At 72.0% G+C, this 22,535-nt stretch carries 20 protein-coding genes and 3 pseudogenes; 11 read left to right on the forward strand and 12 right to left on the reverse strand.

From position 1 onward, the window contains the following. The first annotated feature begins 8 nt into the window (after nt 1-8). The 6 genes from BA062_RS17920 to BA062_RS17945 all read left to right on the forward strand — a co-directional run bounded on the left by BA062_RS17920 (nt 9) and on the right by BA062_RS17945 (nt 6,176). A complete protein-coding gene (locus BA062_RS17920) occupies nt 9-1,046 on the forward strand; it encodes an amidohydrolase family protein (RefSeq protein ID WP_110338074.1) in 1,038 nt (345 codons plus the stop codon). Continuing rightward, nucleotides 1,043-1,783: an iron-sulfur cluster assembly protein gene (locus tag BA062_RS17925; RefSeq protein ID WP_110338076.1), complete on the forward strand. Its 741-nt coding sequence runs from the start codon at nt 1,043-1,045 to the stop codon at nt 1,781-1,783. Before BA062_RS17920 ends, BA062_RS17925 begins: the two co-directional genes overlap by 4 nt. Continuing rightward, nucleotides 1,780-2,805 carry an NAD(P)-dependent alcohol dehydrogenase gene (locus tag BA062_RS17930; protein ID WP_110338077.1) on the forward strand — a complete coding sequence of 342 codons (1,026 nt, stop codon included), beginning with the start codon at nt 1,780-1,782 and terminating at the stop codon, nt 2,803-2,805. Before BA062_RS17925 ends, BA062_RS17930 begins: the two co-directional genes overlap by 4 nt. A gap of 23 nt (nt 2,806-2,828) precedes the next feature. Then, nucleotides 2,829-4,520, forward strand: coding sequence for a chaperonin GroEL (groL, locus tag BA062_RS17935; protein ID WP_110338079.1), 1,692 nt, complete (start codon nt 2,829-2,831; stop codon nt 4,518-4,520). A 35-nt stretch (nt 4,521-4,555) separates the two neighbouring features. Continuing rightward, complete coding sequence (locus BA062_RS17940) at nt 4,556-5,254, forward strand: GPR1/FUN34/YaaH family transporter (protein WP_245959875.1); 699 nt, start codon at nt 4,556-4,558, stop codon at nt 5,252-5,254. Between the two features lie 103 nt (nt 5,255-5,357). Further along, nucleotides 5,358-6,176 carry an endo alpha-1,4 polygalactosaminidase gene (locus tag BA062_RS17945; RefSeq protein ID WP_110338083.1) on the forward strand — a complete coding sequence of 273 codons (819 nt, stop codon included), beginning with the start codon at nt 5,358-5,360 and terminating at the stop codon, nt 6,174-6,176. Here the strand turns inward: BA062_RS17945 and hutI are convergent. The 7 genes and pseudogenes from hutI to BA062_RS41180 form a co-directional block, all read right to left on the reverse strand. After that, nucleotides 6,161-7,333: an imidazolonepropionase gene (gene hutI / locus BA062_RS17950; protein WP_110338084.1), complete on the reverse strand. Its 1,173-nt coding sequence runs from the start codon at nt 7,331-7,333 to the stop codon at nt 6,161-6,163. The two genes, BA062_RS17945 and hutI, sit on opposite strands and share 16 nt — an antisense overlap. Beyond that, nucleotides 7,330-8,679: a formimidoylglutamate deiminase gene (locus BA062_RS17955; RefSeq protein ID WP_110338086.1), complete on the reverse strand. Its 1,350-nt coding sequence runs from the start codon at nt 8,677-8,679 to the stop codon at nt 7,330-7,332. The genes hutI and BA062_RS17955 overlap by 4 nt, the downstream gene beginning before the upstream one ends. Continuing rightward, a complete protein-coding gene (locus BA062_RS17960; RefSeq protein WP_110338088.1) occupies nt 8,676-9,893 on the reverse strand; it encodes an allantoate amidohydrolase in 1,218 nt (405 codons plus the stop codon). The genes BA062_RS17955 and BA062_RS17960 overlap by 4 nt, the downstream gene beginning before the upstream one ends. Further along, nucleotides 9,890-11,557 carry a urocanate hydratase gene (gene hutU / locus BA062_RS17965; RefSeq protein WP_110338090.1) on the reverse strand — a complete coding sequence of 556 codons (1,668 nt, stop codon included), beginning with the start codon at nt 11,555-11,557 and terminating at the stop codon, nt 9,890-9,892. Before hutU ends, BA062_RS17960 begins: the two co-directional genes overlap by 4 nt. A 78-nt stretch (nt 11,558-11,635) precedes the next feature. Continuing rightward, nucleotides 11,636-12,922 carry a sensor histidine kinase gene (locus BA062_RS17970; RefSeq protein ID WP_110338092.1) on the reverse strand — a complete coding sequence of 429 codons (1,287 nt, stop codon included), beginning with the start codon at nt 12,920-12,922 and terminating at the stop codon, nt 11,636-11,638. A gap of 100 nt (nt 12,923-13,022) precedes the next feature. Beyond that, a complete protein-coding gene (locus BA062_RS41175; RefSeq protein ID WP_342768927.1) occupies nt 13,023-13,307 on the reverse strand; it encodes an SbtR family transcriptional regulator in 285 nt (94 codons plus the stop codon). 47 nt (nt 13,308-13,354) lie between these two features. After that, nucleotides 13,355-13,399 (reverse strand): annotated as a pseudogene (locus BA062_RS41180) (hypothetical protein); the annotation flags it as partial. A gap of 136 nt (nt 13,400-13,535) precedes the next feature. Between BA062_RS41180 and BA062_RS17980 the strand changes: the two are divergent. Both BA062_RS17980 and BA062_RS41330 read left to right on the forward strand, forming a co-directional pair. Then, a complete protein-coding gene (locus BA062_RS17980; RefSeq protein ID WP_110338094.1) occupies nt 13,536-14,408 on the forward strand; it encodes an LLM class flavin-dependent oxidoreductase in 873 nt (290 codons plus the stop codon). Nucleotides 14,409-14,458: 50 nt separating this feature from the next. Beyond that, a pseudogene (locus BA062_RS41330) lies at nt 14,459-14,783 on the forward strand (DoxX family protein). Nucleotides 14,784-14,879: 96 nt separating this feature from the next. Here the strand turns inward: BA062_RS41330 and BA062_RS17990 are convergent. Further along, nucleotides 14,880-17,057 (reverse strand): MMPL family transporter, encoded by a 2,178-nt coding sequence (locus BA062_RS17990; protein WP_110338096.1) that lies wholly within the window; start codon nt 17,055-17,057, stop codon nt 14,880-14,882. A 5-nt stretch (nt 17,058-17,062) separates the two neighbouring features. Next, nucleotides 17,063-17,659, reverse strand: a complete 597-nt coding sequence (locus BA062_RS17995; protein ID WP_110338098.1) for a TetR/AcrR family transcriptional regulator — start codon at nt 17,657-17,659, stop codon at nt 17,063-17,065. 188 nt (nt 17,660-17,847) lie between these two features. Here BA062_RS17995 and BA062_RS18000 point away from each other — a divergent pair, with 188 nt between their 5' ends. Next, entirely contained in the window at nt 17,848-19,035 is a 1,188-nt protein-coding gene (locus BA062_RS18000; protein WP_110338100.1) for a serine hydrolase domain-containing protein, read from the forward strand. A 37-nt stretch (nt 19,036-19,072) separates the two neighbouring features. On the opposite strand, the gene BA062_RS18005 is transcribed toward BA062_RS18000, so the two are convergent. Together BA062_RS18005 and BA062_RS18010 are read right to left on the reverse strand one after the other, a co-directional pair. Beyond that, the gene (locus BA062_RS18005) at nt 19,073-19,690 is read right to left on the reverse strand and encodes a hypothetical protein (protein ID WP_110338102.1); all 618 of its coding nucleotides are present in this window, start codon (nt 19,688-19,690) and stop codon (nt 19,073-19,075) included. A gap of 8 nt (nt 19,691-19,698) precedes the next feature. Then, nucleotides 19,699-20,070, reverse strand: a complete 372-nt coding sequence (locus BA062_RS18010; protein ID WP_110338104.1) for a winged helix-turn-helix transcriptional regulator — start codon at nt 20,068-20,070, stop codon at nt 19,699-19,701. Between the two features lie 101 nt (nt 20,071-20,171). Between BA062_RS18010 and BA062_RS18015 the strand changes: the two genes are divergently transcribed. Continuing rightward, complete coding sequence (locus tag BA062_RS18015; RefSeq protein WP_110338106.1) at nt 20,172-21,038, forward strand: NAD(P)-dependent oxidoreductase; 867 nt, start codon at nt 20,172-20,174, stop codon at nt 21,036-21,038. 278 nt (nt 21,039-21,316) lie between these two features. Beyond that, a pseudogene (locus BA062_RS41335) lies at nt 21,317-21,640 on the forward strand (MFS transporter); the annotation flags it as partial. A 41-nt stretch (nt 21,641-21,681) separates the two neighbouring features. Here the strand turns inward: BA062_RS41335 and BA062_RS40535 are convergent. Further along, entirely contained in the window at nt 21,682-22,512 is an 831-nt protein-coding gene (locus BA062_RS40535; RefSeq protein ID WP_245959878.1) for an alpha/beta hydrolase family protein, read from the reverse strand. Nucleotides 22,513-22,535: the final 23 nt, after the last annotated feature.

The raw sequence follows: 22,535 nt of genomic DNA on the forward strand, positions 1-22,535 counted from the left end.
AGTGAGGCATGTACACAAAGGATGGTGAGAAGTACTTCGTCGTCGACGGGCACACGCACTTCTGGGACGCGAGCCCCGAGAACTGGGTGCCCGGCCAGGAGGAGTACGCGAAGGGCTGGATCGAGTGCTTCCACGCCTACCAGGGACTCGGACCCGCCGACACGCACTGGCCGCTCGACCGGTTCCAGAAGTACTCCGAGGAGCTGATGATGCACGACCTCTTCGAGGTCGGGCACGTCGACGTCGCGATCTTCCAGCCGACGAACCTGCGGCAGTGGTACACCAACGGCTTCAACACCACCGAGGCCAACGCGGCGTTGTCCGAGAAGCATCCCGGCAAGTTCCGCGTGAACACCTACTTCGACCCGCGCGAGGGAGACGCGGGGATGAGGGCGTTCGAGGAACGGGTCAAGCGCTACGGCTGCAAGGGCGTCAAGCTCTACACCGCCGAGTGGCGCGGTGACTCGCGGGGCTGGAGCCTCAAGGACCCGGAGGCCGCGAAGTACCTCGAAAAGTGCGAAGAGCTGGGCGTGAAGAACATCCACGTCCACAAGGGACCGACGATCTGGCCGCTGGACAAGGACGCCTTCGACGTCTCCGACATCGACTACGTGGCGACCAACTTCCAGGGGCTCAACTTCATCGTGGAGCACGTCGGCCTGCCCAGGATCGAGGACTTCTGCTTCATGGCGACGCAGGAGCGCAACGTCTACGCCGGCCTCGCGGTCGTCGTCGGCGGGCTCATGCACGCCCGGCCGAAGTTCTTCGCGAAGGTCATGGGCGAGCTGATGTTCTGGCTCGGCGAGGACAAGCTGATCTTCGGAGCCGACTACGCCATCTGGGAGCCCCGGTGGCAGGTCGAGGGCTTCGTCGACTGGCAGATGCCGAAGGACGAGGAGCTGTCGGACTTCGCGCCGCTCACCGTGACGCAGAAGAAGAAGATCCTCGGCCTGAACGCGGCGCGGCTCTACGACATCGAGGTGCCCGCCGACCTGCGGCTCGACGAGGCGCCGGTGGTGGAACCGGTCGGCGTGCCGGGACCATGACCACGGTCGAGTACCAGGGGGCCGGTGCCGGCCGGACCGCCGCCGTCACCTCGGCGGTCTGGTCGGCACTGGGCACCGTGCGCGACCCCGAACTGGACGAACCGCTCACCGATCTGGGGTTCGTCTCCCGCGCCGAGGTGAACCCGGCGGGCAGAGCCGTGGTGCGGCTGCGGCTGCCCACGTACTTCTGCGCGCCCAACTTCGCCTTCCTCATGGTGGCCGACGCCTACGACGCCGTGTCGGCCGTCGCGGGGGTCACCGAGACCGACGTCGCGCTCGACGACCACTTCGCCGCGGCCGCCATCAACCGCGGCGTCGCCGCGCGAGCGGGGTTCGTCGCCTCGTTCGAGGGCGAGGCGGTGGACGAGCTCGACGCACTGCGCGCCGACTTCGTCCGCAAGGCCGTGCTCGCCGGCACCGACCGGGTGTGCCGGGCACTGCTCGCGAACGGTGTCGAACGGGAGCGGCTGCCGGGGCTCACCCTCGGGGACGCACCCGAGGGCGCCGACCGCGAGCGCCTGCGGGCGCGCAGACGGGAGCTGAGCCTGCCCGCCGACGACGGCGACCCGCTGCTCGTCGACCCGGTCACGGGCGCGGCGGTGCGGCCGGAGCAACTCGCCCGGCACCTCGGGCTCGCGCGGCTCACCCGCACCAGCCAGGAGGCCAACTCCGGCGTCTGCCGGGGCATGTTGCACGCGCGCTATCCGCACATCGACACACGGGAGGGCGAGGGATGAAAGCCGTCCGGTTGCATGCCTACCACAGGCAGCCCGTCGTCGAGGAGGTGCCGGAGCCCACCGCCTCGGGGCCGTTCGACGTCGTGGTGAAGATCGGCGGGGCCGGGGTGTGCCGCACCGATCTGCACATCATCGAGGAACAGTGGGCCGAGAAGTCCGGCGTGACCCTGCCCTACACGATCGGGCACGAGAACGCGGGCTGGGTGCACGAGGTGGGCCCTGCGGTGTCCAATGTGGCCGTCGGCGACACCGTGATCCTGCACCCCACGCCGACGTGCGGGCTCTGCCACGCCTGCCGCGCCGGTGACGACATGCACTGCACCGACAGCACGTTCCCCGGCATCAACACCGACGGCGGCATGGCCGAGTACCTGCGCACCTCCGCCAGGGCGTGCATCAAGCTCGACCCGGCGACGAAACCGGAGGACGTCGCCGCGCTCGCCGACGCGGGCATCACCGCCTACCACGCGGTGCGCAAGGCCGTCCCGCTGCTCTTCCCCGGCACCGTGTGCGTGGTCAACGGCGCGGGCGGGCTCGGGCACATCGGCATCCAGTCGCTGAAGGCGATGACGGCGGCCACCGTGGTGGTGGTCGACCGCAACGCCGAGGCGCTGGAACTGGCCACCACGCTCGGCGCCGACCACACCGTGCTCGCCGACGGCAAGCAGGTGGAGTCCGTGCTCGACCTCACCGGCGGCAACGGCGCCGAGGTGGTGCTCGACTTCGTCGCCGAGCAGGGCGCGCAGCAGGACGCGTTCGCCATGACCCGCAGGGCGGGTTCGCACTTCGTGATCGGCTACGGCAGCAACATCGACATCCCGACCATCGACATCATCTCCACCGAACGCAACGTCGTGGGCAACCTCGTGGGGACCTACAACGACCTCGTGGAGCTGATGGTGCTCGCCCAGGCGGGCAAGGTCACCCTGCACACCAGGAAGTACCCGCTCGACGACGCACTGGACGCGCTGGCCGATCTCGACGCTGGCCGCGTCCGGGGCCGCGCGATCCTCACCCCCTGACGAGCTCTGCGAGGAGACCCACGATGGCCAAGGAACTGCGCTACGGTCCGGAAGCGCGTGAGCTGCTACTGTCCGGTGTGGACAAGCTGGCGGACGCGGTGAAGTCGACGCTGGGACCCAAGGGCCGCAACGTGATCATCGAGAAGATCACCGGCTCGCCCGTGGTCACCAACGATGGCGTCACGATCGCCAGGGAGATCCACCTCAAGAACCAGTTCGAGAACATGGGCGCCCAGCTGGTCAAGGAAGCGGCGATCAAGACCAACGACGTGGTGGGCGACGGCACCACCACGGCCACGGTCATCGCGCAGGCCATCGTGCGGGAGGGCCTCCGCGCGATCGCCGAGGGCGGCAACCCGGTGCTGGTCAAACGCGGGATCGACCACGCGGTGGGCAGGCTCGTGGAGCACCTGGAGAAGTCGGCGCACCCGGTGTCCACCGAGTACGACTACGCCAGGGTGGCCGCGATCTCGGCCAACGACGACGACGCCGTGGGCGCCGTCATCGCGAGGGCACTGCACACCGTCGGCGACGGCGGTGTCGTCACGGTGGAGGAGACGCCGGCGATCGGGATGACCGTGGACTTCGTCGAGGGCTTCGAGTTCGACAACGGCTACCTCTCGCCGTACCTCGTCACCGATCCCGGCAGGCTCGAGGCGGTGCTCGACGACCCGTACATCCTGCTGTGCGCCGAGAAGGTCACCAAGGTCCAGCAGCTGATGCCCGTGCTGGACAAGATCATGCGGGCGCCCCGCCCGCTCGTGCTGATCGCGGAGAACGTCGAGGGGCCCGCGCTCAGCATGCTGGTGCACAACCACGTCAACGGAACCTTCCAGTCGGTGGCCGTGCGGGCGCCCGGGTTCGGTGACCGCAGGCTGCACAAGCTGGAGGACCTCGCCGCCGTGGTCGGCGGGTCGGTGCTCTCGCGTCAGTCCGGGTTCACGATGGAGACGATGACGCTGGAGCACCTGGGCAGGGCGAAGCAGGTGCGGGTCACCGAGAACACCACCACGATCGTCGGCGGCGCCGGAGGGGCCGACAGGGTGGAGTTCCGGGTCGGCCAGCTGCGGGCGGAGCTGGCCAGGGCGCAGTTCGGCATCGACGAGGACGTGCTGACCGAGCGGATCGGCGCGCTCACCGGCAAGGTGGCGGTGATCCGGGTCGGCGCGGCCACACCCGCCGAGCTGAAGGAACTGCAGCACCGGGTCGAGGACGCGCTGTCCGCGACGCGGGCCGCGATGGCCGAGGGCATCGTGGCGGGCGGCGGGGCCGCCCTGCTGCACGCGGAGAAGGTGCTCGCCGACACGGGGCTGGACGGTGACTACGCCACCGGCGCCGACATCGTCAGGAGGGCACTCGCCGAACCGGCGTTCCTCATCGCGGGCAACGCGGGCTACCCCGCGCACGAGGTGGTGGAGCGGACACGCGGGCTCGGCGACGACGACGGGTTCGACGCGCTGCTCGACCGCTACGGCAACATGATCGAGCTGGGCATCATCGACCCGCTGCGGGTGTGCCGGTCGGCGCTGCAGAACGGCGCCTCGGTGGCGGGGCTGTTGCTGACGACGGACTCCCTGATCGCCGAGGAACAGACGCCGTGGGGCGGCAGTCCGGCACTGATGACCGAGTTCGGTCCGCTGGACGAGGGCCTGCACCAGCCGTCCCCCGACGCCAGCACCCCGCAGTCGCTGGGGATGGGGCCCTCCGTGGGCTGAGTCCCCCCTGCTTTCGGGAACAGAGGTTGATCGCAATGACACACATGGGGCACGAGAACATCACGGTGCCCGAGTCGCCCGAGGCGCTCGGACGTCCCGGCCTGCCGCCCGCGATGGCCGAGGAGCCGAAGCCCACCGGTGTGGTCGTCGGCGCGGGCGGTGACCCGCTCATCGTCGGCCTGCCGATCTTCGCGGTCGGCTCGCTCGTACTGGGCATCGTGCTCATCGGCGCGGTGCTGCCCGTGACCGCGCTCGGCGCGGCGGTGCCCGTCGTACTGGCGGCGACGGGGCTCTTCCTGGTGGTGGTCACCGTCTGGGCGGCGGCGCTCGGGCAGACGATGGTGGCGGGGATCTGCGGGACCTTCGCCGGGTTCTGGCTCAGCCTCGGCGCCCTGCTGCTGGGGTTGCAGCACGACTGGTACGGCATCCCCGCGGACCAGGTCGCGGGCACCCAGGAGGTGTTCTTCATCGCCTGGGGCGCGTTGTTCCTGTTCCTGCTCGTGCCCACGTTGCGGCTGCCCGCGGTCTACCCGGCGATCGTGGCCCTCGTGGTGGCGGCGCTCGGGCTCGCCGCGGCGTCGGCGCACACCGGCAACACCACCGTGCTCAACGTCGCCGGCTACTTCGTGCTCGGTTTCGCGTTCCTCGGCTTCTGCGCGTTCGTCAACGTCGCGCTCACGGCCCTTGGCGCGAAGCGCCCGGTCCCACCACTGGGCAAACCGCTCCTCTCCTGACCCCTTCAAGGGAGACTCAGCTGCCCCCAAGGCCACCTTTGTTGCGTTGAACGCAACAAAGGTGGCCTTGGGGGCCGATCGGAGGGGGCGCTAGCGTGGCGGCGTGAGAACGTGCGTGAGCCGCGCTGTCGCCGCCGTGGTGCTGGTGGGCATCGTGGCGGCGTGCGCGTCCCCGGCCGGGGCACCGGGCCGCGAGCCCTTTCCGGCCGGGGCCCGGTTCGACTACCAGGTCGGCGCGGCCTACCCGCCCCCGGGTGGCGTGACGCTCGTCGTGCGCGACAGCACCGCCCCGCCGGCGCCCGGTGTCTACAACGTCTGCTACGTCAACGGTTTCCAGACCCAGCCGCAGGAGCGGGAGCGCTGGCTCGCCGAGCGGCGCGATCTCGTATTGTCCGGAAAGGACGGCCAGCCGGTGACCGATCCCGGCTGGCCGGACGAGCTCCTCCTCGACACCTCGACGGAGGCCAAGCGTGAACGCATCGCCGCGATCGTCGGCGACGTCATCGCGGGCTGTGCGCGGGCGGGCTTCGCCGCTGTCGAGATCGACAACCTCGACTCCTACACACGCTCGCACGGCGCACTCGACGTCGAGGACAACCTCGCGCTCGCCGCCGAACTGGCGCGGCGCGCGCACGGGCACGGCGTGCTCATCGGCCAGAAGAACGCGGCCGAGCTCGGCGAGCGTGGCCGGACCGAGGCCGGGTTCGACTTCGCCGTTGCCGAGGAATGCGTGCGCTGGGCCGAATGCGCGAGCTACACCGATGTCTACGGCGACGCCGTGCTCGACATCGAGTACACCGACGACCTCGCGGGCCCGTTCGCCGCCTCGTGCGACCGGCGGGACACCCCGGTGTCGACGATCCTGCGCGACCGCGACCTCGCCGGCCCGGGCGAGGACGGCTACGCCTACGAGGCGTGCTGAGTACCCGTCACGACCTCGCGGACCAGTGGCACGCCGGGGCGGTAGGCGAGGTGCAGGTACGAGGGCGCGTCGAGTACCGCGAAGTCGGCCCTGTGCCCCGGCGTGAGGCGCCCGACGTCGGTGCGCCGCAGCGCGGCCGCCCCGCCCGCCGTCGCCGACCACAGCGCCTCCGCGGGCGTGAATCCCATGTCCCGCACGGCGAGCGCGATACAGAAGGCCATGCTGGAGGTGTAGGAGGTACCGGGGTTGCAGTCCGTCGCCAGCGCGACGGTGACCCCCGCGTCGAGCAGGCGCCGCGCGTCCGGCCACGGTGAGCGGGTGGAGAACTCGACGCCCGGCAGCAGCGTCGCGACCGTGGTCCCCGCCGCGAGCGCCTCGACGTCGGCGTCGGTGGTGTACGTGCAGTGGTCCACCGACGCCGCACCCAGCTCCACCGCGAGCCGGATACCGGGCCCCGGCCCGAGCTGTCCCGCGTGCAGGCGGGGCACCAGCCCGGCCGCCATCCCTGCCGCCAGCACGGTCCTCGCCTCGTCGACATCGAACGCGCCCCGGTCGCAGAACACGTCCACCCACCGCGCGAGCGGCGCGCACGCTGCCAGCATCGGGCCCGCGACCAGCTCGACGTACTCCTCGCGGCGGCCCCGGTACTCGGGCGGCACCACGTGCGCGCCGAGGAACGTCGTCTCCGGCGTCAGCTTCGCGGCCACGGCGAGCGAGCGCGCCTCGTGCTCCACCGAGAGCCCGTAGCCGCTCTTGCACTCGAACGTGGTGATGCCGCCGCGCCGCATCTCCCGGGCGAGCCGCGCGAGCCCGTGCGCGAGCGTCGCGTCGCCGGCCTGCCGCGTGGCCGCCACCGTGGTCGCGATCCCGCCCGCGGCGTAGGGTTGCCCGCTCATCCGCGCGGCGAACTCCTCCGCGCGGTCACCGGCGAACACGAGGTGCGCGTGGCTGTCGACGAATCCGGGCACCACGGCGGAGCCTCCCAGGTCCCGGCGCTCGTCGGCGGCGGGAGCGGCACGCCGCTCGCCGACCCACACGACGCTGCCGTCCTCGACCACGAGCGCCGCGTCGGTGAGGACACCAAGCCTGCTGCCGTCGCCCTGCGCGGGGTCGTTCGTCACCAGCTCCCCGATGCCGGTGTGGAGCACGGTCGTCATCGCAGCACCTCCCGGATCACGGCGTCCAGCTCGGCGGCGGTGTCCCCGAACGTCACGTGCCTGCGTCCTTCCACCACGACCCGCCCGTCCACGACCACGTCGGTGACGTCGCACGCCGACGCGGCGAAGACCGCGTTCTCGGCCGTGGCCCCGCCGCCCGCCGTCCGCACCGAGCCGAGGTCCACGGCGACGAAGTCGGCGCGCTGCCCGGCCCGCAGCTGTCCCGCGTCGGTCCAGCCCAGACAACGATGACCGTCCACTGTGGCCGAACGAAGCAGCCGGGCGGCGGTGATGCTGCCGCGCCGGTGACCGGCGAGGCGCTCGTTCAGCTCCACGGCCCTGGCCTCCTCGAACAGGTCGATCACCGCGTGACTGTCGGAGCCGAGCGAGAACGGCCCGTTCCCGGCCAGCAACGCGGGCGCAGGGCCGATGCCGTCACCGAGATCGCGTTCCGTGGTGGGGCAGAAGCACACCCCCGTCGCCGTGCCGGTCAGGTCGCGCACGTCGGCGCCGGTGAGGTGCGTGACGTGCACCGCGGTGGTCCCGGGCCCCAGCACCCCGGCGTCGCGCAGCAGCGCGGTCGGGGTCCGGTCGTGCACGGCGAGGCATTGCTCCACCTCGGTGACCTGCTCGGAACAGTGGACGTGCAACGGCGCGTGCCGCGCCCCGGCCCATTCGGCGACCGTGCCCAGGTGCTCGAACGGCACCGCACGCACCGAATGCACCGCGGCCCCGATCCGCACCCCGGCGCGGCCCTTGGCCTGGCGGTGCAAGTCCTCCGCGCGTTCGGCCCACCGCTGCCCGTCGCCGTCGCCGAACCGCTGCTGCGTCCCCTCGGCCAGCGGTGTCCCGTCGACCGACGCGCTGAGGTAGCACGTGTCGAGCAGCGTCAGCCGCACCCCGGCCTCGGCGGCGGCCTCCACGAGGGCCAGCCCCATCGCGTTCGGCTCCGCGTACGGCCGCCCACCGCGATCGTGGTGCAGGTAGTGGAACTCGCCGACGACCGTGACCCCGGCCAGTGCCATCTCGGCGTAGACGGCCCGCGCGAGCCGGTGGTACAGCCCGGGGTCGAGCCGTTCGGCGGCCCGGTACATCAGCTCCCGCCACGTCCAGAACGAACCGCTCCCGCGCTGCGTGCGGGACCGCAGCGCGCGGTGGAAGGCGTGCGAGTGCGCGTTCGCCAGTCCCGGCAGAACGAGCCCGTGCAGCCGCCGCGCGGACGGCGGTGGCGGCACTCCGATGTGGACGCTGCCGATCCGCCCGTTCGTCACGGAGCAGTGCACCCCCGACTCGACGCGGTCCCCGCCGAGCCAGGCGTGTTCACACCAGAAGTCGCCGCCGCTCATGCCGTGACCCAGTCGGCGAGCACGTCGGCGAGGGCCCGCGCGCCGTGCTCGCAGTCGGCCTCCTCGGCGTGCTCGGCGGGGGAGTGCGACACCCCGGTGGGGTTGCGCACGAACAGCATCGCCGTGGGCACGAGCGCCGAGAGCACGCCCGCGTCGTGCCCGGCGGCGGTCGGCAGCTCCGGCACGTCGCCGAGCACCCGGCGCAGGCGCTGTCGGGGCTCCGCGGGGAACTCGACGACGGGGCTGCGAGATTCGGCCGCGATGTCCACAAAGGTGCCGTCGGATCCGGCGTGTGCCTTGGCCTCGGTCGTGATGTCCTCGAGGAGCGAGGCCAGCACCTCCTCGCTCGGAGCCCGCGCGTCGAGCCAGGCGTACACGTCGGAGGCGATCGCGTTGGTGCCGTTGGGTTCCACCCGCACCCGGCCGAACGTCGCGACCGCGCGATGCCGCTCGGCGCTCTGGCGAGCGGCGAAGACCGCCAACGCGTAGGTGAGCATCGGGTCCCTCCGGTCGGCCATGCGGGTGGTGCCCGCGTGGTTGGCCTCACCGGTGAAGGAGAACCGCCAGCGTCCGTGCGGCCAGATCGCCGAGCCGATCGCGAGTGGCTGTCCCACCGGCCCGAGTGCGCGGCCCTGCTCCACGTGCAGCTCCACGAACACGCCGACGCGCTCGCGCAGTGCCGGGTCGGGACCGAGCGCGGCGGGGTCCCTGCCGGCACGGGTCAGCGCCTCGGCGAGGGTGTGGCCGTCGTGGTCGCGCAGCGCGAGCGCCCGTTCGGGCGCCAGTGTCCCGGCCGAGAGCCGGGAGCCCGCGCACGCGACACCGAAGCGGGCGCCTTCCTCGTCGGAGAACGCCACGACGCCGACGGGCACCGACGGCACGACGCCGCGTTCTCGCGCGAGGTCCACGGCCGCGAAGCCCGACACGACGCCGAGCGGGCCGTCGAACGCGCCGCCGTCCGGCACCGAGTCCAGGTGCGACCCGGTGACGAACGCGCCGCGCGGGTCGCCCGTCCAGCCCGGCGGCAGCCACCACGCCCACAGGTTGCCGTTGCGGTCCTCCTCGGTGTCCATCCCGCGCCGCCGCGCGCAGTCGGTGAACCATTCGCGCAGGGTCAGGTCCACGTCGGTCCACGCGTAGCGGCGGTAGCCCCCGGTCCTCGGATGCCTGCCGACGTCGAGCAGCGTGGGCCACAGCGCGGCGAAGGGACTCACCCGTCCTCCCGCATGGGAACGCGCACGCCGCGCTCGGCGGCGACGGCGGTGGCGTGCTCGTACCCGGCGTCGGCGTGCCGCAGCACCCCCATGCCGGGGTCGTTGGTCAGCACGCGTTCCAGCTTGCGGGCGGCCTCGGGAGTCCCGTCGGCGACGCACACCTGGCCCGCGTGGATCGAACGGCCCATGCCGACACCGCCGCCGTGGTGGATCGACACCCACGACGCCCCCGACGCCGTGTTCACGAGCGCGTTGAGCAGCGGCCAGTCGGCGACCGCGTCGGAGCCGTCGAGCATCGCCTCGGTCTCCCGGTAGGGCGAGGCGACCGAGCCGGAGTCGAGGTGGTCGCGGCCGATCACGATCGGCGCCGACAGCTCGCCGGAGGCGACCAGCTCGTTGAACCGCAGCCCGGCGAGGTGCCGTTCGCCGTAGCCGAGCCAGCAGATGCGGGCGGGCAGGCCCTGGAAGGCGACCTTCTCCCCGGCCATCGTGAGCCAGCGCCGCAGGTGCGCGTTGTCAGGGAACAGCTCCAGCACCGCACGGTCGGTGACGGCGATGTCGGCGGGATCGCCGGAGAGCGCCACCCAGCGGAACGGGCCGAGGCCCTCCTCGAACTGCGGCCGGATGTAGGCGGGCACGAAGCCGGGGAAGTCGAACGCCCGCGCGCAGCCGCCCTTGCGGGCCTCGTCGCGGATCGAGTTGCCATAGTCGAAGACCTCGGCGCCGCGGTCGAGGAAGCCCACCATCGCCTCGACGTGCGCGGCCATCGACGCCCGCGCCTCCTCCGTGAACTGGGCGGGATCCTTCTCCGACGCGCGGCGCAGCTCCTCGAACGCCATGCCCCGCGGCAGATACGTGAGCGGGTCGTGCGCGGAGGTCTGGTCGGTCACCACGTCGATCGGCGCGTCACGGGCGAGCAGCTCGGGGAAGACGTCGGCGGCGTTGCCGAGCACACCGATCGACAGCGGGCACCGCGCGTCACGGGCCTCGACGGCCAGCCGCAGCGCCTCGTCGACGTCGCCCGCGCGCGTGTCCAGGTAGCGGTGGGCGAGGCGCCGCTCGATCCGGCTCGGGTCGCAGTCGACGCAGATCGCGACGCCCTCGTTCATCGTGATCGCCAGCGGCTGCGCGCCGCCCATGCCGCCCAGTCCCGCGGTGAGCGTGATCGTGCCGGCCAGCGTGCCGCCGAACCGTTTGCGGGCCACGGCGCCGAACGTCTCGAACGTGCCCTGCAGGATGCCCTGCGTTCCGATGTAGATCCAGGAGCCCGCCGTCATCTGGCCGTACATCATCAATCCGGCCGCGTCGAGCCTGCGGAACTCCTCCCACGTGGCCCAGTCGCCGACGAGGTTGGAGTTCGCCAGCAGCACGCGAGGCGCCCACTCGTGGGTGCGCAGCACGCCGACGGGCTTGCCGCTCTGGATCAGCAGCGTCTCGTCGGCCTCGAGCGTGCGCAGGGTGCGCACGATCGCGTCGAACGCGGCCCAGTTCCGGGCGGCGCGCCCGGTGCCGCCGTAGACGACGAGGTCGTCGGGATGCTCGGCGACCTCGGGATCGAGGTTGTTCATCAGCATCCGCAGCGCCGCCTCCTGCGGCCAGCCCTTGCAGGAGAGGGCGCTGCCGCGAGCCGCGCGCACCGGCCGTGGACCAGGGTTGGAAGCCATGTGACCCAGTAGGCCGCAGGGCGCGGAACGGCTCCAGCACCCGATCCCGGATTGAGTCTCGGATCCGAGACGGTGGGGTCAGTCCACGTCGCCCGGGGGAATCGCGGGCACGGTCGCCGAGATGGCCGTGCCCCCACCGGGTTCCGACTCGATCACCAGCCTGCCCGCGAGGCGCCGCACCCGTTGGCGCATGCCGGCGAGCCCGAAACCCCCGTCCGCGGAACCGTTGGCGCGCCTGACGTCCGGGTCGAAGCCCACCCCGTCGTCCCGGACGTCGAGGGTCACCACGTCCGCCATGTACGACAGCGTCAGCCCCACGCGGTTCGCCCCCGCGTGCTTGGCCACGTTGGTGAGCGCCTCCTGCGCGGTCCGCAGCAACGCCACCTCGACGTCGGCGTGCAGCGGTCGCGCGTCGCCCGTGGTGGTGAGCGCCGCGTCGACGTGGTTGACCTCCGCCCAGCGCCTCGCCACGTCGCCGATCGCGTCCGGGAGCCTCGCCTCGGCCAGCACCGCGGGTTCCACCGCGTGCACCGTCCGCCTTGCCTCGGTGAGGCTCTCGCGGGCCAGGTCCATCGCGTTGGTGACGTGCCTGCGGGGTCCTGGCGCCTCGCCAAGGCCCTGCTCGGCGGCCTGGAGCTGGGCCAGGATCCCGGCGAGCCCCTGGGCGAGCGTGTCGTGGATCTCGCGGGCCATCCGCTGCCGCTCGTCGAGCACCCCGGCCTCGCGGGCCTGGGCCAGCAGCTGCGCGTGCAGGCCGGCGTTCTCCTCCAGCGCCGCCTCCAGCCTGACGTTGGCCTCGTGCAGTTCGGCGAGCGCGCGCTTCTGCCGGTGGTTGCGCTGGTCGGTCAGTTCGGCGAAGTGGAACAACGTGCCGGCGATCAGGACGCTGATCAGGCTGATCGCGAGCCACTCCAGCGTCGCGTCGAGCGTGACCGTGTCCATGCCGCCCATGTACGCCACCGCCGAGATCAGGGCCGTCGCGGCGACGCCGGCGTAACGCCAGTGCCCCTTCAGGTAGACGAACGCCTGGGGGTAGCCGGCGAACGCGAAGAAGCCGAACCACGGCGTGATCCACACGAGTACGGCGGTCAGTGCCGTCAGCACCGCGTAGTACAGGGCCATCAACGGGGTGTTGCCGTGCCAGTCCGGGTGGAGCGTGTGGAACCAGAGCAGCCAGAGCGTGGTCGCGACCGTGAGGGCGACGACCGTCGGGACGTGCACCGGCACGCCCCACGCCGGCTGCGACAGCGTGACGAGGGTACTGATCGCGAGGAGGAAGTACGGCAGCAGCTGGAAGACGGCGGCCTCGCCGCGCTCCCAGCGGTCGAACTCCTCCCGCAGCTCGGCCTCGATGCTGTGCTTCATACCAGCAGCGTGCCATCCGCGCCGGTCGCGCGAATCGACCGCGCGGCGAGGACCGGTGCGGCAACGCGGTGGGTCCGCCGGTCCACCGATCGGTGGATGGTCAGTGGCGCGGCCGGAAACCGGTGCACAGGACGTCGGCGAGGTGGCGGCGGGTCCCGGCGTCGGCGCCCAGCCAGTCTCCGGCCGTGAGCACGCCCAGAAGCAGTGCCTTGATCTGCGTGACGGTGATGTCCTCGCGCACGGTGCCCGCCCGCTGGGCGCGCTCGAGCAGCTCTCCGAACGCGTCCAGCAGCTCGCGGAAGAACAGCTCGAGGGCCTCGCCGGGGTCGTCCCGCGCCGCGAGCGCTCGCGCCCGCTCCGTCCGCTCGCGGAGGTAGTCCGACACGATCGCGGCGCAGACGCCTCCTTGGTGGGGAAGTGCCGGTGCGCGGTCCCGGCGCCGACGCCGGCGCGGCGGGCGATCTCGTCGAGCGGCACGGTGAGCCTTCGCTGGCGAACGCCTCCCGTGCCGCCGCCAGCACTCGCTCCCGGTTGCGCCGGGCGTCGGCTCGCCGCGGTCGTGCGCTCATCTCGGGCGGCTCCAAAGCGGTAGCTAAGCGGGGAGGAGTTCTCGATGAGTGCCAATCTAGCGGTCCGGCAGGCCCGCGAACGCCTCGGGCGAGTCGGTGCCGGGCTCGCGTTCCCGCCGCTACCAGCGGAAACCTGGCGAGACGTGGCCCGGAGGATCGAGCGGCGCGGATACCGCTCGGTCTGGACGAACGAGGGCATCGGCGGCAAGGAGAGCCTGGTCCAGCTCGGCATCGGCCTGGCCGCCACGGAGACGCTGGTGTTCGCCTCCGGCGTCGCCAACATCTGGGCCCGGCACGCCGCGACCATGCCGGCGGCGGCCACGCTGGCGGAGGCGTACCCGGGACGGTTCGTGCTCGGCGGCGGCGTCAGCGACCGGCCGATGGTCGAGGCCAGCGGTCAGGTTTTCGGCAGGCCGCTCGCGGCCCAGCGGGACTACCTGGAGCGGATGCGGGAGTCCTCGGCACTCACCCTCCAGCCCGCGACGCCGTTTCCCACGCTCGTCGGCGCGCTCGGGCCGAAGATGCTCGATCTCGCCCGCGACCACGCGGACGGCGCGATGCCCGCGAATCTGCCCGTCGCGCACACGGCGCACGCCCGCGAGCGGCTGGGTCCCGGCAAGCTGCTCGTGGTCGGCGTTTCCGCGGCTCGCACCCGCCGTCGTCGGCGAACCGGCGCACCTGGGTTGACCGGGTCCGGTGTGGACTCGTGGGTGCGTCACCGGCCTCCGCGGTCGCGGGGGAACCGTGCGACCGGTGACGCACCGGCTCGTCGCGGTGCAGGGAGCGGGTACGCGCCGCGACTTCCGGACCGCCCGCTGGAGATCCCACCTCAACGGCCCGCCGAGGCCCGGTGTCAGACCTCGTGCCAGGAAGTCGCAGCCGCGCCCTCGGCGTTACACCCGTTCACGATCGAGTGACGCCCTGGCGGACGTGTACCCGGGCCGCGAGGCGCCGTACGAGCCGCGGGCTGTGGATCGCTGCCGGACTGCTGGGCGCGGTAGCCCTGACCGGCGGTATCACCAAGACGTTCGTGCCCAAGGAAAAACTGTCCTCAAGACCCTCGGTGTGCTCGAACTGCTGGCCGCGGCAGGCCTGATCCTGCCCGCGGTGGTGGGCATCGCGCCGGTTCTGGTGCGGTGACCGCCGTCTGCTGGGTCGCGCTGATGGTGGGTGCGATGATCACCCACCGCCGGCTCGGCGAGTCCGAACTCGTGCTGCTGAACCTGGGTTGTCTCGCGCTCGCGGCCTTCATCGCGTGGGGCCGCTTCGGTCCGGAGTCCTTCACCGGCTGAACCGGCAGGACGGCGACCACCGCTGCGCGCCTTTGACGCGACGACGCCGGCACCCGCGCCCGGTAGGGGCGACGGGTGCCGGCGCTTCGCTGTGGCCTAGCGGTTACCGGCGAGGGCCTTCTCGTCACGCTCGTCGCCGGCCTTCTCGGCGGTGAGGGCGGAGCCCTCCACGTCGAGGACCGGGAGCCAGCGCAGCCAGCCCGGCAGCCACCACGCGCGGTCGCCGAGCAGGGCGAGCGCCGCGGGGACGATCACCATCCTGACCACGAACGCGTCCACCAGGATCCCCATCGCCAGCGCGAAGGCGATCGACTTGATCGTCGCGTCGCCCGCGGGGACGAAGCCGGCGAACACCGAGAACATGATCAGCGCCGCGGCCACGACCACCGGGGCGGCCTGCCGGAAGCCGGTGGCGATGGCCTCCCTCGGCGACCGGCCGTGGTGGTAGGCCTCGTGCATCCGGGACACCAGGAACACCTGGTAGTCCATCGCGAGGCCGAACAGGATGCCGATCACGACGATCGGGGTCAGGCTGATCAGCGGACCGGTCGAGTCGAGGTTCACCGCGTCGGCCAGCCAGCCCCACTGGAAGACCGCGACGGTGGCGCCGAGCGAGGCGCCGATCGTGAGCAGGAAGCCCAGCACGCCGATCAGCGGCACGAGTAGCGACCGGAACACCAGCACCAGCAGCACGAGCGCCAGGCCCACGACCACCACCAGGTACACCGGCAGCGCCTCGTCGACGGTGCGGGACACGTCCACGCTCACGGCGGTGGAGCCGGTGACGTAGGTCGTGACTCCATCCACATCGGACAGTTGTGCGCGCAGGTCGGTGACGAGCTGCTGGGTCTCCTGGGTCGTCGGCCCCGACTTCGGGATCACGTTGAGCAGGGCCGCGGTGTTGTCGGCGTTCGGTGTCGCGGGAGCGACGAGCGCGACGTCGTCCAGCGCGGCGATCGCGCCGGAGACCTGCGTGGCGGCCTGCGAGGCGTTGTCACCCTCGAACAGTACGATGAGCGGCCCGTTGAAGCCCTCGCCGAAACCGTCGGCGAGCAGCTGCTCCGCGCGGGCCTGAGTGGTGCCCTCCGCGGGCGTCGGCACGAGCGTGGTCTGCATCGAGGCCACCGGGATCGCGACGGCGCCCAGCGCGAGCACCGACACCAGCAGCGACACCACACGGCCCCGGGTGACGCCGCCGACCCAGCCGCGGTAGAAGCCGCGCTCGGAGGGCTCCGCCTGCTTGGCCGCGGCCTCGCGCTGCCTGCGGGGCAGGACGCGGTGGCCGAGGTAGCTGAGCACCGCGGGCACGAGCGTGATCGCGATGAGCACGGCGACCACGATGGTCGCGGCGGCGGCGATACCCATCTGCGTCAGGAACGGGATGCCCGCGACGGCGAGGCCGGCGAGCGCGATGACCACCGTGATGCCCGCGGTGACGACGGCCGAGCCCGCGGTGCCCACCGCGGTGCCGATGGCGGTGCCGACGTCGGAGCCCCGGCGCAGCTCCTGGCGGTAGCGGTTGATGATGAACAGGGCGTAGTCGATGCCGACCGCGAGCCCCAGCATGGTCGCGAGGATCGGGGTCGTCGAGTTCAGCTCCACGAAGCCGGTGACGATCGTGATGCCCAGTACGCCGATGCCGACACCGATGGCCGCGGTCAGCAGGTTCATCCCGGCCGTGATGAGCGTGCCGTAGGTCAGCGCCAGCACCAGCAGCGCGACGACGACGCCGATGATCTCCGAGGTGCCCCCGATCTCAGGGGCCTGCTGGGAGATGTCACCGCCGACCTCCACCGTCAGGCCGCCGGTCCTGGCGTCGGCCACCGCCGCGGTCAGCGCGTCGCGCTGCTCGTCGGTGAGCTCTCCCGGGCTCACGTCGTAGGTGACGGTGCTGTAGGCGGTGTCCTGTCCTGGGTTGACGGCCGGGGCGTTCGGGTCGAGCGGGTTGGTCGCCGACGCCACGCCCGGCAGGGAGTTGAGCTGGGTCACCAGGTCGCCGATCCGCGCCGCGTTGGGCGGTGCGGTCAGCGTCTGACCCTCGGGCGCGTGCACGACCACGCGAGCCGTGGCGCCGCCGCCGGAGCCGAACTCCTGCTCGATCTTCTCCAGCGCGGTGGTCGATTCCTGGCCGGGGATGGAGAACTGGTTGGACGTCTCCCCGGCGAGCGTCGCCGCGCCGAGCGCCGAGCCGGCCAGCACGATGAGCCAGACGAGGACGACGACCAGCCTGCGCCGGTGGGCGCCCATGCCGAGCCGGTACAACAGTCTTGCCATGCGAATCAGGCCTCCACCTGAACGTGGTCGGTTGACGGGAGGCCCGGACGACGGTGGCCGAGCGTGTCGAGACAGGTCGCGATGATGTGCCGCCGCCACGTGGTCTTGTCCCCCAGATGGTGGGCGGCGAGGATGAGCACGGCCAGGGCACCGAGCATGCCGAGCACCCTGGTGACCCGTTCGGGGTCGTCCGTTTCGGGGTTGATGCCGAAGACGCCGAAGGCGAACTCCCCGGCCCCTTCCGCGGGGTCGGGCTCTTCGCTGCCGAGCGTGGTGATCGACCGCGACGCCAGCGCCACCAGTCCCGGGCGCTCGAGCGCGAAGTCGACCAGCAGCTCCACGGCCTGCCGATCGCGCTCCGGTCCCAGGGGCAGCTCGGTCACCGGGTCGAACAGCGCCCGGCCCCGCACCTGCCACATGTTCATCGCGGCCTGGTAGAGAGCGTCCTTGCTCGGAAAGTGGTGCAGGAGCCCGGGCTTGGACAGCCCGACGGCGTCCGCGAGGGACTGCAGGGACGTGTGCGCGAAGCCCCGCTGCGCGAACAACGCCGCCGCGCGATCGAGGATCCGCTCGTCCACGTCCTCCCGGAACGTTCGTGCCATGTTCTCGACGGTACCGACGCTACCGACCAGTTTGGTAGGTATTCCGACCGAACTGGTCGGTGGCGTTCGTCACGTTAAGTACTCGCCTTCGTCTGTCGTCACTCCTCCATCGGGTGATGACAGGTGTCAATGTCGATCGGTGACTGCTCGCACTGGGCGTGCCGCGCCATGATCGAGACACTGGGCTCATGGTTCTCCTGGGCTCGGCGACGCGACCGGCGTGGCGGTCGGCTGTCGCGATCGGACTGTCCATAGTGGTCACAACAGCACCAGTACCGGTCGTCGCCGCGGTAGCGCAGACGCCGGTGGAAACCGCACTGCGGTCCGTTGTTCACGCCGGAGCGCCGGGATCCTACGCCGTGGCGGTGTCCGAAGGGGACATCGAACGGTCGGTCGCCGGGGTCGCCGATCCGGGCTCCACCCGCGCGCCGGACCCGGAGGGACGGTTCCGCGCCGCGAGCGTCACCAAGACGTTCGTCGCCACCGTGGTGCTCCAGCTCGTCGCGGAAGGCGAGGTGGGACTGGACGACCCGGTGGCAGTGCACCTGCCGGGGCTGCTGCCGTACCCGGAACCGATCACCGTTCGCCAGCTGCTGGGCCACACCAGCGGGCTGCCGAGCGACATCGCCCACTGGAACACGGCCGAGGACGTCGACACGCGCCGCTGGCAGCGGTTCACCCCGGAGCAGCTCGTCCGGCAGGCGACCGACGGCGTACCCCTGCGGTTCGCGCCCGGCACGTCGTTCGGCTACTCCAACACCGGCTACACCGTGCTCGGCCTGCTCGTCGAGCGGGTCACGGGCCGGCCGCTGGACACCGAGCTCACCCGGCGCATCATCGCCCCACTCCGCCTGCGCGACACCGCGTTCCCCAGCGGACAGCCGTCATTGCTGCGGCCCGCCGCGCGCGGCCACGAGTACCTGCACGGCGACGCCGCCCCGCCGACCGACGTCACTACCTACGTCATGTCCCGCGTCTGGGCGTCGGGCAACCTCGTCAGCTCGGCGGACGACCTCAACCGGTTCTTCGCTGCGCTGCTCGGCGGTGACCTGCTGCCCGAAGCGCAGCTGAGCGAGATGAAGAAGGTCCGCCACGGCGCGCTCGGGAGCTTCGACTACGGGCTGGGGCTCATGTCGGCGGCCAGCCCCTGCGGCGGCCCCCGCTGGTGGGGCCACGGCGGCGACTGGCCCGGCTACAACACCTGGAGCCTGCACACCGAGGATACGAGCAGGCAGCTCACCGCGGGCATGAACCGCGACCTCACCGCGCCCGTCGAGGCGCACTCGGCGATGCTCACCGAGGTGCTCCCGGCCGGGTTGTGCGACGGCCCGGCCCCCCGCGCCACGCCGGCGCTCGAGAAGCCGGACCTGCGCTGAGCGAGGCGGCCGCTTTCCCGAGTCCACTGTGGACCGGCTACGGCGTTCCTGGTGCGCCGGGGGATTCGGCGTGGACCGCGGCGGCGAGTCCGCCGAAGTCGCATTCGCGCGGGGCATGCCGGAGCAGGCTCGTCAGCCTGATCGACTTCTGTTCTCCGACCGCGTCGTTCAGCCGGTCCGTGGACATGACGTAGAAGTCCCACTGGTCCAGGTCGAGCGGGTCGGCGACGGCCCGGTCAGTGGCGGTGAAGACCGAGAAGACGTACACGTCGGCCTGCCGCTTGCGTTCAGTGGCGAAGGTGTTCGTCGTCGCGTCCCAGCCGGTGGTGGGCCTGATGTCGAACACGAGCGTCGACGGGCGCCGCTGCTGCCAGCTCTGCAGGTAGGCCGACGACTTCACCTCCACCCGGATCCCGTCCCGCGTGCGCAGGTCGGCGGCATCCCATTCCTGACGGGGCCCGCCGTGGAGGCAGCCCAGCGCCAGCCCGACGACGTACTCGGCGAGCACGCCGCGCATCGCGTTGCCGATCAGGTCGGAACTGGCCCAGCTCCAGAACTCCCGAAGGTCCGGACCAAGTCGCCGGCCCCCGTGGAGGAACGGCTCGTCGCCGGTCTTCGCCCTCGGACTCCGTGGTTCGCCGTCGCTGAAGGGCACGGCGTTCCTTACCGGGTCGCCGTGGCGGAGTGGTCCACCACGGCGAGGCCGTCGCGGCTGATCCGATTCGTTCCCCATTCGCCCAGCGGGGCGAGCGCGGCGTTGAGGGACCGGCCGTGGTCGGTCAGCGAGTACTCCACTCGCGGCGGCACCTCGGCGAAGACCTCGCGGCGCACCAGCCCGTCCTGCTCCATCTCCCGAAGATGCTGCGTCAGCATCTTCTCGCTCACTCCCGGCAGCCCTCGGCGCAGCTGAGCGAACCTCCGCGTGCCGTGCGCCTCCAGCTCCCAGAGGATCAGCGCCTTCCATTTGCCGCCCAGCACGTCCAGGGCGGCGTCGATGCCACAGAAGTACGGGCCGGACCTCGGCGCGCCGCTCATGGTGCCCCCCTTACCGATTGGTGCGTACCCCAGATTTTAGTGCGTACTTCCGCGTTCCCCGCGGCTGAGCCGAGGATGGCGGTACGACGAAAGGAACCACCATGCCCCAAGAGAGAGTGACGGTCCTCGGGCTCGGCGCGATGGGCGGCGTGCTCGCGGGCTCGCTGCTCGACGCCGGACACGCGGTGACGGTCTGGAACCGTACCGCCCGGCGTGCCGAGCCGCTCGTGCACCGCGGAGCCAGCGGCGCGGCGACGGTCCGGGACGCCGTCACCGCGAGCCCGGTCGTGGTCGCGTGCCTCTTCGACCACGCCTCGGTGCACGACACGCTCGAGCCCGTGGTGGACGGGCTGGCCGGGCGCACGCTGATCAACCTCACCACCACGACCCCGAGCGAGGCCAGGGAGCTGGCCGGCTGGGCCAAGCGGCACGGCATCGACTACCTCGACGGCGCGATCATGGCCACGCCGCCGATGATCGGCGCCCGCGAGGCGTCGATCCTCTACAGCGGGTCGCGGGACGTCTTCGACCGGAACCAGCCGATCCTCGACGGCTGGGCGACCAGCACCTACGACGGTGACGACCCCGGGATCGCGTCGCTGTACGACCTGGCCCTCCTCTCCGGGATGTACCAGATGTTCACCGGTTTCCTGCACGGTGCCGCGATGGTCCGGTCGGCGGGGGTGAGCTCCGCCGAGTTCGCCCGCCGCGCCACGCCGTTCCTCGGCGCCATGACGGCGGCGTTCGCGGCGCAGGCCGAGGTGCTCGACGCCGGTGACTACTCGGATCCGCCGCAGAGCCTGACCTGGACGGCGACCGCCCTGGACACCATCGCGCGGGCCAGCCGCGAGAGCGGGGCCGATCCGGCACCGATCACGGTGATCCGGAAGCTCGTCACCGACCAGATCGAGGCGGGACACGGCGACGAGGATCTCGACCGGATCTTCGAGGGCCTCCGCACAGGCTGAGTGAGGGGAGCCGCCACGGTCGGCGGCTCCCGCTCACAGCCAGTCGCGTTTGCGGGCGTAGCGCGCCGCCCCGTGGCGGGTCGCGGAGACGTCCGGGTCGATCCATCGCCTGCCCTGTGCAGTGTGGCGATCATCGTGGCGATGTGGGCCGGTTCCGCCGACTTGCCTGGTCCGGCGGCGTGCGGCGGATCCGCGCGACGGCGCGCGACCGGGAGTTGAGCGAGACTCCGCTGCCCGACGCGGTGCGCGACCATCGTGCCGCGGTCTGGTACTCGTTCGTGCTGTCCGCCATCTACTACCTGGTGGGCTACTTCCCGACGTTCCTTCAGCTCACCGCGGGCCTGAGCCGGGTCGACGCGCTCACCGCCAACGGTCTCGCGCTCGTCGTGTTCATCGTCGCGATCTGCGCCGCGGGAACCGCGGGAGACCGCATCGGACGGCGCACGATGATCAGGATCGGCGCCTGCCTCCTGGTGCTGGCGGCGGTGCCCGCCTTCCTGCTCGCCTCGTCCGGGTCGATCGGCGGTGCCATCGCCGGGCAGGCCCTCGTCGCGCTGTCGCTCGGCGTGTTCGGCGGGGGCAGCTACCCGGCGCTGCTCGAGGTGCTACCGACCCGCACCCGGCTCTCCGGTGCCTCGCTCGGCTACAACCGGCTCGCCAGCTGCCGGGCGAACCACCGCGTGAGCACCTCGTCCACCGCCTTGGCGACAGGCAGCTGGGGAGCCGGTTCCAGGCCCGGCTCCCCGGCCAGCGGGTGCGCCAGGTCCGGCACGGAGACCAGCTCGACCTCCTCGGGCCGCGCGTACCGGGCGCGCAGGGCGCCGACCAGGTCGGCGGCGTCCGCGCGCAGCGCGGGATGGTCCTGCTCCCCGGAGACGAGCAGCAGGGGCGGTTGCCCCGTGAGATCTCCGGCGCGGGCCACGAAGTCCAGTTCCTCGGCGGTCCGGTGGGCTTCCTCGGTCCACCGGTACGGGTGCCCGGCGATGCCCTCGACGAGCCCGACGGCGGAGCGCACCCGCACCGCGGGGTTGACGAGCGCGGCCGCCCTGACCGGGATCCGCTGCGTGGTCAGCACCCGCAGCGCGACGGCATCGCCGAGCGAGGCGCCGAGCACGCCGACCGGTCCGTCGTCCACCGGAAGCTGTTCACGCAGCGCGGCCAGTGCCGCCGGGAACTCCTCGGCGGCCTGCCGGGTGAACGGAGCCAGGAAGGACAGCAACGCGTCCTCGCGGGCCAGCTCGAGCACGGCGTCGACGCGGCCGTCGACCATCCGTGCGCCGCACATCGGCATGCCGAGGTGGACCCGCCAGGCGGGTACGCCGGACATCGGCAGCGCGGCCGCGAACGCCGCGTCCGTGCGCGGCGCGTCCAGCATGTGCCACGTCACGAGCAACGGTGCGCGACCGTCGTCCGCCCCCTCCGGTGGGAGCGCCGTGAACGGCACCCCGGCCGCCGTGCCAGTGATCGTCTTCATGCCGCCTCCTCGGTTCCGGACCA

Origin of the sequence: Prauserella flavalba (genome assembly GCF_003202235.1) — a bacterium.
Classification (GTDB): domain Bacteria; phylum Actinomycetota; class Actinomycetes; order Mycobacteriales; family Pseudonocardiaceae; genus Prauserella_A; species Prauserella_A flavalba.

Bases quoted from the DNA above. Each gene is read 5' to 3' on its own strand.
- BA062_RS17920 (WP_110338074.1), top strand. From the start codon at position 9: ATGTACACAAAGGATGGTGAGAAGTACTTCGTCGTCGACGGGCACACG.
- BA062_RS17925 (WP_110338076.1), top strand. From the start codon at position 1,043: ATGACCACGGTCGAGTACCAGGGGGCCGGTGCCGGCCGGACCGCCGCC.
- BA062_RS17930 (WP_110338077.1), top strand. From the start codon at position 1,780: ATGAAAGCCGTCCGGTTGCATGCCTACCACAGGCAGCCCGTCGTCGAG.
- groL (WP_110338079.1), top strand. From the start codon at position 2,829: ATGGCCAAGGAACTGCGCTACGGTCCGGAAGCGCGTGAGCTGCTACTG.
- BA062_RS17940 (WP_245959875.1), top strand. From the start codon at position 4,556: ATGACACACATGGGGCACGAGAACATCACGGTGCCCGAGTCGCCCGAG.
- hutI (WP_110338084.1), bottom strand. From the start codon at position 7,333: ATGACGACCGTGCTCCACACCGGCATCGGGGAGCTGGTGACGAACGAC.
- BA062_RS17955 (WP_110338086.1), bottom strand. From the start codon at position 8,679: ATGAGCGGCGGCGACTTCTGGTGTGAACACGCCTGGCTCGGCGGGGAC.
- hutU (WP_110338090.1), bottom strand. From the start codon at position 11,557: ATGGCTTCCAACCCTGGTCCACGGCCGGTGCGCGCGGCTCGCGGCAGC.
- BA062_RS17970 (WP_110338092.1), bottom strand. From the start codon at position 12,922: ATGAAGCACAGCATCGAGGCCGAGCTGCGGGAGGAGTTCGACCGCTGG.
- BA062_RS17980 (WP_110338094.1), top strand. From the start codon at position 13,536: ATGAGTGCCAATCTAGCGGTCCGGCAGGCCCGCGAACGCCTCGGGCGA.
- BA062_RS17990 (WP_110338096.1), bottom strand. From the start codon at position 17,057: ATGGCAAGACTGTTGTACCGGCTCGGCATGGGCGCCCACCGGCGCAGG.
- BA062_RS17995 (WP_110338098.1), bottom strand. From the start codon at position 17,659: ATGGCACGAACGTTCCGGGAGGACGTGGACGAGCGGATCCTCGATCGC.
- BA062_RS18000 (WP_110338100.1), top strand. From the start codon at position 17,848: ATGGTTCTCCTGGGCTCGGCGACGCGACCGGCGTGGCGGTCGGCTGTC.
- BA062_RS18010 (WP_110338104.1), bottom strand. From the start codon at position 20,070: ATGAGCGGCGCGCCGAGGTCCGGCCCGTACTTCTGTGGCATCGACGCC.
- BA062_RS18015 (WP_110338106.1), top strand. From the start codon at position 20,172: ATGCCCCAAGAGAGAGTGACGGTCCTCGGGCTCGGCGCGATGGGCGGC.
- BA062_RS40535 (WP_245959878.1), bottom strand. From the start codon at position 22,512: ATGAAGACGATCACTGGCACGGCGGCCGGGGTGCCGTTCACGGCGCTC.